Consider the following 9861-nt stretch of genomic DNA (forward strand, 5'->3'; position numbering starts at 1 on the left):
CGATCCGTATTTTTTTTCAAATAAAACTCACAGATCACTCTGTAAATGTTTTGAAAGCCATCGTTTTCCTGCAGCTGACTTTAAATATTTTTCACGCTTCCTTGCAGCTGCATAACCCAAATGCGACTCTTTGTAAATCATCTCCCAGGGCATATGGCCACTGGTAAACTTCGATTTTCCTGTATTGTGTTCCATCAGTCGATTTTCACAATCTGTAGTCATGCCGACATAAAACAAACCATCTTTCAGGCTGCGTAAAACATATACAAATACCGTATCCATAGAAAACAAAAAACCCCGACAAATCTGTCAGTGTTTATGGTGGTGTGGGAGGGAATCCCCGCCTGACTGACGTTAGTCGGGCAGGCCTGTCCGACTAATGATAATTAGGCGGGGAACCCACACGAATGAACACCAACCAGGCCTGTCCGACTAATGATAATTAGGCGGAGAACCCAGACCAATTAAACCAGACGGACAGGCCCAAACGAATGCTGCCGATCCGTATTTTTTTTCAAATAAAACTCACAGATCACTCTGTAAATGTTTTGAAAGCCATCGTTTTCCTGCAGCTGACTTTAAATATTTTTCACGCTTCCTTGCAGCTGCATAACCCAAATGCGACTCTTTGTAAATCATCTCCCAGGGCATATGGCCACTGGTAAACTTCGATTTTCCTGTATTGTGTTCCATCAGTCGTTTTTCACAATCTGTAGTCATGCCGACATAAAATAAACCATCTTTCAGGCTGCGTAAAACATATACATATACCGTATCCATAGAAAACAAAAAAACCCCGACAAATCTGCCAGGGTTTATGGTGGTGTGGGAGGGAATCGAACCCACGACACAAGGATTTTCAGTCCTTTGCTCTACCAACTGAGCTACCGCACCGTTAAGGGACGGCAAAAATAACTAAAATTCCTGAAAAGCAAAAAAGAAAGTTGAAAAGCTTAAAAAGTTCAGAAAGCCTTATTTTTGAGCATGCACCAAAAACTAAATCTGGTACTCGATTTCGGAAACACCGCTTTAAAGGGAGCTGTTTTTAAAGGAGATCAATTACTTGAATATTTCCATAGTACCCTTTTTGAAGCGGAGCAGGCCCTGGAAGGAATCAATCAAAAATACAATGATGCACAGGTCATCATTTCCAGTGTAATTCAACTCAATTTCCCTCTCCCCTTTTCCGGTAATAAACTAATCCTGCTCGATCAACACACCCCTACCCCGGTTATTAATAAATACCTGAGTCCGGAGACGCTTGGTCGCGACAGGCTGGCTAATGCCTGTTTTGGGGCAACAGCGTCTAAAGGGAAAAACTGCCTAATTATGGATGCGGGCACCTGCTTGAAATTTGATTTTGTGAATTCAGCCGGCGAATACCTTGGAGGATCTATCAGTCCGGGATTACACATGCGGTATGAGGCCATGCATACTTTTACCGACCGATTGCCGTTATTGGATACACAATCAGGTAATTTGTTAATCGGACGAAACACAAAGGAGTCGATGATTTCTGGAGCATTTTTAGGCATGAAAGCTGAAATGGAGGGATTTGTAAGATCCTACAAGGAAGAGTTTGGTGTGGAAGAAATCTGGTTAACCGGAGGAGATGCCCCTCTTTTTGCCGATGCCTTTAATTTTTCCATCTTTGCAGACCCTTATTTAACCCTTAAAGGGCTGAATGCAATTTTAAACTACAATGCCTGAAAGCAGAAAACATCTTTTTTTAATTCTCATTTGCATCCTGCTGGGTGGCTTTTCATCTGCGCAACAAAATGTGTCCTCCCCTTATTCGCGCTATGCATTTGGAGAGTTGAATAATAACGGATTGGCAGCTTATTCAGGATGGGGATACTCTTCTGTGGCATTGGCAGACTCCTTTCTAATCAACATCAGCAACCCGGCGAGTTTTGCGAATATTATGCCGCATCGTCCCATTTTCGATATTGGTGTTGGGGGAATGTTTGTACAATCTTCTTCACAAAACACCAGCGAAACCAGTAATGCAATTGGATTACGCAATATAACCCTTGCATTTCCGATCAATCAACGTTCCGGATTTTCATTTGGAATTGTTCCCTTTAGTTCGGTTGGTTACAATATGAAATCGGTGGTTGCCGAAGAGAATATTGGCGATGTAACTTACTCCTTTAAAGGCGAAGGTGGAATTAACCGACTCTATCTTGGTGGCGGTTATAAAATTGTAAACGCAAAACGGCATACCGTAAGTCTGGGCGTTCGGGGTTCTTATCTGTTTGGGAATATTCTTCGTGAACGAAAAGCCGTTTTTCCGGCCTATACCGGAATTCTGAACACCAAAGTAAAACACAATACCATCGTTTCAGATTTCCTTGCTGATTTCGGTTTACAATACAAAATGAAAATTAAGGACAGCATTCAGTTAAGTGTCGGCATCGCCTATAACCTGGGAGCAGATATCAATGCGCGTCAGGAAATGCTGGCATACAGTTTCAGAAACACTTCTACCGAATACCCGCTGGATACCATTCAATACATCGATACGATCTCCGGATACATGAGCTTCCCTACGCGACTTTCTGCGGGATTTGCCTATGAAGTGTTAATTCCGCGCGATAAAGGTTTGAACCGGAGACTGGTGATTACGGGCCAGTACGATATGCAAAATTGGTCGCAATACGCAGAAGTATTTGGGGGTGTAACCGTTGATGATCAATTGAAAAATTCGAGCGGATTTGGATTTGGAATTCAATACACCCCACTGGTATTTGAAAAAATTCCCGAAGCAAAAATTTGGCAAACAGCCAGTTATCGAATTGGATACCGTTTCTACAGCACCTATTTACAATTAAATAACACACAGCTGAAGCAGAATGGCATAAGTTTTGGATTAGGACTACCATTGTTAAACTCCCGTTCTCTTTCTATGTTAAACATAGGAGGCGAAATCGGTAAAAAGGGAACAACAGAAAATAACCTGCTCGAAGAAAGATATTTTAATCTGTATATCGGGATTTCTGTGAGTCCAAGTAATACCGACGGATGGTTTCACAAGCGTAAATATGATTAATATGTTCACCACAATAAATAATACAACAATGAAAACAATCAAAGGAATGTTCATTCTGATTGCAATGATCGGTTGGGTAAACAACTCTTTTGCACAGAAAGAAGACTGGGGAAGCGATAGTCTGGAATGCAGAAAATGTCTTTCTCTTTACACAGAACCATTAAAACAAAAAAACTACGAAGAAGCAGCTACGCACTGGCGTTGTGTTGTGAAGGTTTGTCCTAAAGTAAAAGAATCGGTATATATCAATGGTGCTATCATCTACCGTTATTTTATCGATAACGAAAAGGATGCAGCCCGTAAAGATAAATTGGTTGATACCCTTGCATGGGTTTACGAACGCAGAATGGAATATTTCGGACGTTCAACTGAAACCATGGAAGCTTATGGTAACGACATGTTACGCTATCGTCAGGATAAACCGCAGGTTGCTTATGGAATTCTTAAGGAATTGATTGACCGCGAAAAAGAAAAAACGCCTTGTGTTGCGTTGATGCGTTATTTCCAGTCGCTGGTGATCATGAACAAAAAGAAAGATCCCAGCGCTCCGAATGATAAAGTGATGGAAGAATATTTCCGTGTTAAAGAATACCTCGAAGCGAATTTAGCAGCTACTCCCGACAGTAAAAACTGCACCATTGCTAATGATGAAGTGGATAAATACGGAGTACCTTACTTAACAGAAGATAAGGTGTACGAATACGCTAACAAAAAATACAGCACTGTACCTAAAGAAGATAAAGCAGCTCGTATTGCTGAAATGAAAAAATTACTTGATGTAATGAACAAGAAGAATTTCAACAACAATGAAATCTTCGATAAAGTTCTTGCAGAAGTGTTAGAAGCAGAACCGTCTGCAGATGGTTATTACAGCCTTGGACTTTCCATGAACAACAAAAGAAAATACAGTGAAGCTAACGCCAATTTCAAAAAAGCAATTGAGATGTGTGGCGACTGTCCAAAAATCGGTGATTACCTCATGGGTGCAGCAAAAGCCAACCTCAACGCAGGTAATGCTTCCACTGCAGCTTCATTCGCCCGTCAGGCCATGAGTAAAGACTCAAAATTAAGCGGACAAGCATACTATGTAATCGGTCAGGCTATTGCAGGTTCCGGTTGCGGAGAAACGGAGTTCGAGCGTAAATTCAACTACATACTTGCAGCAGAATATATGCAACGTGCTAAAGCAGCTGATGGATCACTGAGTGACGAAGCCAACGGTAAAATTGGTGCCTATCGTTCCAGATATCCTAACCGTACTGAGATTTTTGAACATGGTCTGCTCGATAGAGAAACCTTCCACATCGGTTGCTGGATCAATGAAGATGTTAAAATACCGAAAGACTAAATGAACCCTCTCCCTGGTTCACGAATACTTTTAAAATGCATTCCGGTCCTGTTTGGGGCCGGAATGTTTTTTTCATGTGTAAACGATCCAAAGGAGGTTGACCGCATTGCGCGCATCGATGAAATGCCGCAGGAGACCATGGAGGAAGTCACCCTCATATATTCAGATTCAGGTCAAACCCGTGCCATTCTGGAAACGCCCCTCATTAATAAATTTTACTCCCCCAAGGAGAAAATGGAATTTCCCAATGGGCTAAAGCTCACCTTTTTTAAACCGGGTCAACAAAAAGAATCCGTTTTAACATCGAATTATGGACTATTGGACCAGGCCAATCGCAGTTTATTGGTTCGGAGCAATGTGGTTTTTATTAATTTTATGCGGGGCGACACCATGAATACGGAGGTTCTGAATTGGAATCAGGACAGCGCCAAAGTATTTACCGATAAACTCGTGGTGGTACATGGAAGAGACGGAATTTTTACCTGCCGACAAGGACTAAAAGCCGGGGAGGCGTTTGACTGGTATGAATTCAATGGCGTTGCCGGGAAATACAATTACCAAAACGAGGAATAAACAACATGGAAAAATACAATCGATTTTCTGAAATTATGTGGTTACTTTTAACCATTACCACAACCGCACTGGTGGTGTTTCTGATGGTGACCGAAAAATCCGTTAACAAATCTAAATGGTATTTGGTAATTCCACTTCTTTCTGCAGCCATGTACATTATGCGTCGTGGATTAAGAAAGCGTTTCGAGAAGCAAAAAGAAGCCGATCGTTCCAACCATTCTAAAGCAGGAAAATGATTTCCACTTCTCTTTTTATTATTCTCATTTGCATTTTACTTTCTGCCTTTTTTTCAGGAATAGAGATTGCTTTTTTATCTTCCAACAAACTCAAAATTGAGTTAGAAAACAAGCAAGGTTTATTCTCTGCTCGCATCCTTTCCTTTTTTGTAAAAAAACCTTCTCACTTCATTGCTGCCATGCTTTTGGGTAACAATGTTGCATTGGTAGTTTACGGTATTTATATCGCTTTAATTCTTGAGCCCCCTATTCGTGATTATGTTTGGGATAACCGTTGGTTCGTACTTGTGGTACAAACATTTATTTCCACGCTGATCATCCTCTTTACCGCAGAGTTTCTTCCCAAAGCTATTTTCAGAATCAATCCCAACGGAATATTAAAAGTATTTGCACTTCCGATGATTTTGATTTATCTCATTCTTTGGTTACCCACCATGATCATGCTGGGAATTTCAGAAGGGATTCTTCGAATATTTACCGGTAATAAAAAGGGAGACGGCACCGATGTTGGTTTAGGGAGAATTGATCTGGATAACTATCTGGAAGAAGTAACACAAAATGCGGCGCAAAGTCAGACAGAAATCGATCATGAAATTCAGATCTTCAGAAATGCACTTGATTTTTCAAAAGTAAAAATCAGAGAGTGTATGATTCCCCGTACAGAAATTGTTGCTGCTAATGTCGATTCCAACATCGATGAATTAAAACAACTGTTCATTAAAACGCAACTATCTAAAATTTTAATCTACAGAGATAATTTAGATAACATCATCGGATATGTTCACTCCTACGAATTGTTTAAACAACCTACCAGGATTCAGGACATTCTACTTCCCATTTCCATCGTTCCGGAAACACAATCTGCACAATCCCTGCTGGAAGAATTCACTAAACAAAGCCGCTCTATAGCCATTGTTGTAGATGAGTTTGGCGGGACTTCAGGCTTAGTAACGATGGAAGATATCATTGAAGAAATTTTCGGAGAAATAGAAGATGAACACGATACGGAAGAACTGATTGAAAAGCAGATTTCTGAAAAGGAATTTCTCTTTAGCGGCCGGATGGAAATCGACTACCTCAACGAGACCTATAGCCTTCAGATTCCCGTTAACGATGAATACAGTACGCTGGCAGGCTATATCATTAACCAAACCCAAGATATTCCCGAAAAAGGAACCACTGTCCAAGCTGGAGCCTACCGGTTTGTAATTGAGTCTGTTACGGGTCAGAAAATTGAAATTATCCGGATCCTCCCTGCATTGACGGATTAATCCTGCTCCATTCTTGCAAATTGGCTTTTAAAAAAGGATTCTGCTCCGTATATTCGCAGCCCTTAAATATTTACAACAATGGCCATTATTGGTAAAATTCGCGAAAAGTCTGTGCTGGTAATTGTACTAGTTGGACTTTCTCTTGTACTTTTTATTCTTGGAGATTTCCTCACTAATCAGCGTGGTGGTCCACTCGACACATCCATTGGTGAAGCCTATGGCGAACCGATTGACGGAATCGAATACGATCGTCGCGTTCGTGAAATGACAGAAGGAGAAAACGCTCGTCGCGAGGCGATGGGTCAGCCAACCCTCAGTGAAACTGAAGTTGACCAAATGCGTGAAAACGTATGGAATCAATTGGTAGGTGAAATCATTTCCAAGCGTGAATTAGCACATTTCCCGTTCTCCGTTCCGAAGGAAGAGCTTAACGATATGATTTACGGGGTAAACATTCACCCTGCTATTTTATCAGAACCCGGTTTTAAGGATGCCATGGGTCAGTTCTCTAAAGATTCACTGGTTCGTTACCTTAATGCACTGGAAGCTCCGAACGACCAGGCACGTGCTGCTAAAGAGCAATGGATCAAATTTGAGCAGAACATCAAAGAAGAGCGCATGAATATTAAATATTCTACGCTGATTTCAAAAGCTGTTTACGTTACCAACGCAGAAGCAAAACGTCATTTCGAAGACAATAACCGCATTTACAAAATCCGCTATGTGGTAAAGAAATATTTCGATATTCCTGATTCCATGGTTACGGTTACCGACGAAGATATCAGAGCGTATTACGAGAAAAACAAATTCCGTAAACAATACGAGCAACCAGGATCACGTGTGTTTGAATATGTTCAGTTCCCATTAATTCCTACCAAGGAAGACCGCATTAAAATGGAAGCTGAAATGAATGAAATCAAGGATGGCTTCGCAAAGGCATCTAACGATTCTTCTTATGTGATGCTTTATTCGGATAATAAATATTTCAACAGCAATTATTCTGTATCAGGAGAGTTTTCTCCAACCACAGATTCTTTAATTCAAAATGCAGATTCAGGAGCGATTGTTGGTCCGTATGAAGAATTCGGCTACCTGCGCTTAACCAAAATCCGCGGTGTAAAATATGAACCGGAAGCTCGTGTTCGGCACATCCTTCTTGGAAAAGAAAAAGGAGAAATTGCAGATTTGAAAAAACGTGCCGACAGTATCCGTACCGTAATTCGTCGCAACAATAACTTCGAGGAAATGGTAACGAAATTTACCGATGATCCGGGAAGTATGAGCAATGGTGGTGTTTATGATTGGTTCCCGAAAGGCCGCATGGTTGAACCATTTGAAAACGCTGCATTCAACGGAAAAGTTGGCGATCTGCAAATTGTTGAAACCGATTACGGAATTCACATTGTGGAAGTTCTCGGTCAACGTCAGGCGAAGCGTGTGAAATATGCTACGATCGATAAAAAAATCGTTCCAAGTTCAGAAACAGAAGAAGCCGTTCGTATGCTGGCTAATGAATTCCTCGAAAAAATTAACGACGGAAGTAAGTTTGAAGAATACGCTAAAAAAGAAAAACTGGTGACCTTCGAAAACGAGGTAATGAACATTCAGCACACGTTAAATGGTGATGACCGTTCAAGAGAATTAATTCGTTTCGTTCAAACCGGTGCTAAAAATGATGTTTCTGATGCAATCACTTATGGTGACAATATTGTAATTGCACATATTGTTTCCGTAAAAGAAAAAGGTGTTCCCGAATTCGAAGACATCAAAGACATCATGATGATTCCTACTCGTCAGGATAAAAAAGCTGAACTCCTGAAAAAACAAATGAGCGGTGCGAAATCCATTGAAGACGTAGCCTCTAAAGCTAATACCATTGTTCAGGATGTTGAAGTCAACTTCGGGTCAACTACCATTAAAGGTGGTGGAGGAAATGAGCCTGTAGTTATCGGAACGATCTTCTCATTAACACCACAAAACAAAGGCGCAATGACTGTTCCTATTCAAGGGAAAACGGGTGTGTACGTTGTTCAATTGGTGGATGTGATTGAACCGGCTCAAACTACCGACTATGCTACAAGCAAAAATAACCTGATCACCGTTCGCAGAAATCGTGCAGGTGGCGATGCTTTCAAAGCATTAAAGGAAAATGCAAAAATTGTAGACAAGCGTACTGCCTACTAAAAAATACCAAATCAAAAAAAATCCTTCCAGTATTACTCGGAAGGATTTTTTTTTAGAAACAAACGAAGTGAATATTAAGCGATGAGCGACGATTATTCTTCCTTCTCGAAGCGAAACCAATTAGAACCCGACGATTATTATACAACGCCGGAAGGATATATTGTGTTTACCGAGAAGTATTTGCTGAAGCGCGGCTATTGTTGTAAAAGCGGATGTAAACATTGTCCCTATGGCTACAACAAAAAAACCGGACGCATCGAAGGCAAAAAATAATCAGGAACTTCTTTTCCTGGCAAGCGTTTGCACTTTATTCAAAAACAACTCACGCTTTTGTTCATTTGAAAACCGCATCGAACCCATCCGGGTTGTTCCCAGAAAACGAAATCCGCAAAATTCAAGCGTAAACTTTTTCAAGGCCCTTGTTCCGTGACTTCGGTTAAACAATACATGATGCCAAACCGGCGCGTCCATGGTGACAATTAACTCTGTACTTCTTCCCTTTAAAAGCTTATCCCACATCGGAGAATCTTTTTTGTATTTAAAAGCAAATCCGGGAAGAAAAACACGATCGATAAATCCCTTCAATAATGCAGGCATTTCGCCCCACCAAATAGGAAATACCCACACAATATGTTCTGCTTCGGAAATGAGCTGTTGAGCTTGAATTAAATCCTGCTCCATGTTCTGCTGCGATTTATATCCGGTATGCAATACAGGATCGAAATTCAGTTCATGCAGATTAAGAATTTTACATGAATCTCCAGCGCCATTTTTATAGCGCAAAGCAATTGCATCGGAAAAAGAATCCTTTCGCGGATTGCCGTTTATGATTAATATTTTTTTCATGGTTAGATGATTAAAATGTCCAACGGAAAGTAGGTACAGGGAAAAATCCTTGCTGGTATTCGGTGACTAATTGTCCTGTTCTCGGATTATAACTATTGCGAAATACATTTTTATGATTCGTTACATTCTGTAAATCGATAGCCCATTCCATTGTACTCTTTTTTAATTCGCGTCGGAATGATAGTTTCACATCGAAACGGAAATAATCACTCTGGCGTTGACTGTATGCGTTATTCAAATCGAAAATAGCATATCCGGCAGATTGCGTAGCGGCAAGATCTATTGGCGTCAGGAACTTCCCTCCCACCCAACTGCTGCGTACGTTAAATGCGAATACATTACCTTTTTTAC

The 9861-nt window shown here is 40.8% G+C and carries 12 protein-coding genes and 1 tRNA gene; 8 read left to right on the plus strand and 5 right to left on the minus strand.

Features of this window, described 5'->3' with window-relative positions:
- Positions 1-27: 27 nt before the first annotated feature.
- The 3 genes from K1X56_13670 to K1X56_13680 form a co-directional block, all read right to left on the minus strand.
- Complete coding sequence (locus K1X56_13670; GenBank protein ID MBX7095765.1) at positions 28-282, minus strand: GIY-YIG nuclease family protein; 255 nt, start codon at positions 280-282, stop codon at positions 28-30.
- 243 nt (positions 283-525) lie between these two features.
- Positions 526-780 (minus strand): GIY-YIG nuclease family protein, encoded by a 255-nt coding sequence (locus K1X56_13675; protein MBX7095766.1) that lies wholly within the window; start codon positions 778-780, stop codon positions 526-528.
- Between the two features lie 38 nt (positions 781-818).
- A tRNA-Phe gene (locus K1X56_13680) sits at positions 819-894 on the minus strand.
- 90 nt (positions 895-984) lie between these two features.
- On the opposite strand from K1X56_13680, the gene K1X56_13685 reads away from it, so the two are divergent.
- The 8 genes from K1X56_13685 (at position 985) to K1X56_13720 (ending at position 8937) form a co-directional block, all read left to right on the plus strand.
- Positions 985-1710, plus strand: a complete 726-nt coding sequence (locus K1X56_13685) for a type III pantothenate kinase (protein MBX7095767.1) — start codon at positions 985-987, stop codon at positions 1708-1710.
- Positions 1703-3052: a hypothetical protein gene (locus K1X56_13690; GenBank protein MBX7095768.1), complete on the plus strand. Its 1350-nt coding sequence runs from the start codon at positions 1703-1705 to the stop codon at positions 3050-3052. Before K1X56_13685 ends, K1X56_13690 begins: the two co-directional genes overlap by 8 nt.
- Before the next feature lie 28 nt (positions 3053-3080).
- Complete coding sequence (locus K1X56_13695; protein MBX7095769.1) at positions 3081-4400, plus strand: hypothetical protein; 1320 nt, start codon at positions 3081-3083, stop codon at positions 4398-4400.
- Positions 4401-4973 (plus strand): LPS export ABC transporter periplasmic protein LptC, encoded by a 573-nt coding sequence (lptC, locus tag K1X56_13700; GenBank protein MBX7095770.1) that lies wholly within the window; start codon positions 4401-4403, stop codon positions 4971-4973. It begins immediately after the preceding gene.
- A 5-nt stretch (positions 4974-4978) separates the two neighbouring features.
- Positions 4979-5209: a hypothetical protein gene (locus tag K1X56_13705; GenBank protein MBX7095771.1), complete on the plus strand. Its 231-nt coding sequence runs from the start codon at positions 4979-4981 to the stop codon at positions 5207-5209.
- On the plus strand, positions 5206-6480 hold the full coding sequence (locus tag K1X56_13710; GenBank protein ID MBX7095772.1) for a hemolysin family protein: 1275 nt from the start codon (positions 5206-5208) through the stop codon (positions 6478-6480). The genes K1X56_13705 and K1X56_13710 overlap by 4 nt, the downstream gene beginning before the upstream one ends.
- Positions 6481-6558: 78 nt before the next feature.
- The gene (locus K1X56_13715) at positions 6559-8664 is read left to right on the plus strand and encodes a peptidylprolyl isomerase (protein ID MBX7095773.1); all 2106 of its coding nucleotides are present in this window, start codon (positions 6559-6561) and stop codon (positions 8662-8664) included.
- Between the two features lie 81 nt (positions 8665-8745).
- Entirely contained in the window at positions 8746-8937 is a 192-nt protein-coding gene (locus K1X56_13720) for a hypothetical protein (GenBank protein MBX7095774.1), read from the plus strand.
- Here the strand turns inward: K1X56_13720 and K1X56_13725 are convergent, their stop codons facing one another.
- Both K1X56_13725 and K1X56_13730 read right to left on the minus strand, forming a co-directional pair.
- Positions 8938-9510, minus strand: coding sequence for an NAD(P)H-dependent oxidoreductase (locus tag K1X56_13725; GenBank protein MBX7095775.1), 573 nt, complete (start codon positions 9508-9510; stop codon positions 8938-8940).
- A gap of 10 nt (positions 9511-9520) precedes the next feature.
- The coding region (locus K1X56_13730; protein ID MBX7095776.1) for a TonB-dependent receptor at positions 9521-9861 on the minus strand (341 nt) is incomplete at its 5' end.

The sequence above is a fragment of the Flavobacteriales bacterium genome (assembly GCA_019694795.1).
Lineage (GTDB): Bacteria > Bacteroidota > Bacteroidia > Flavobacteriales_D > UBA2798 > UBA2798.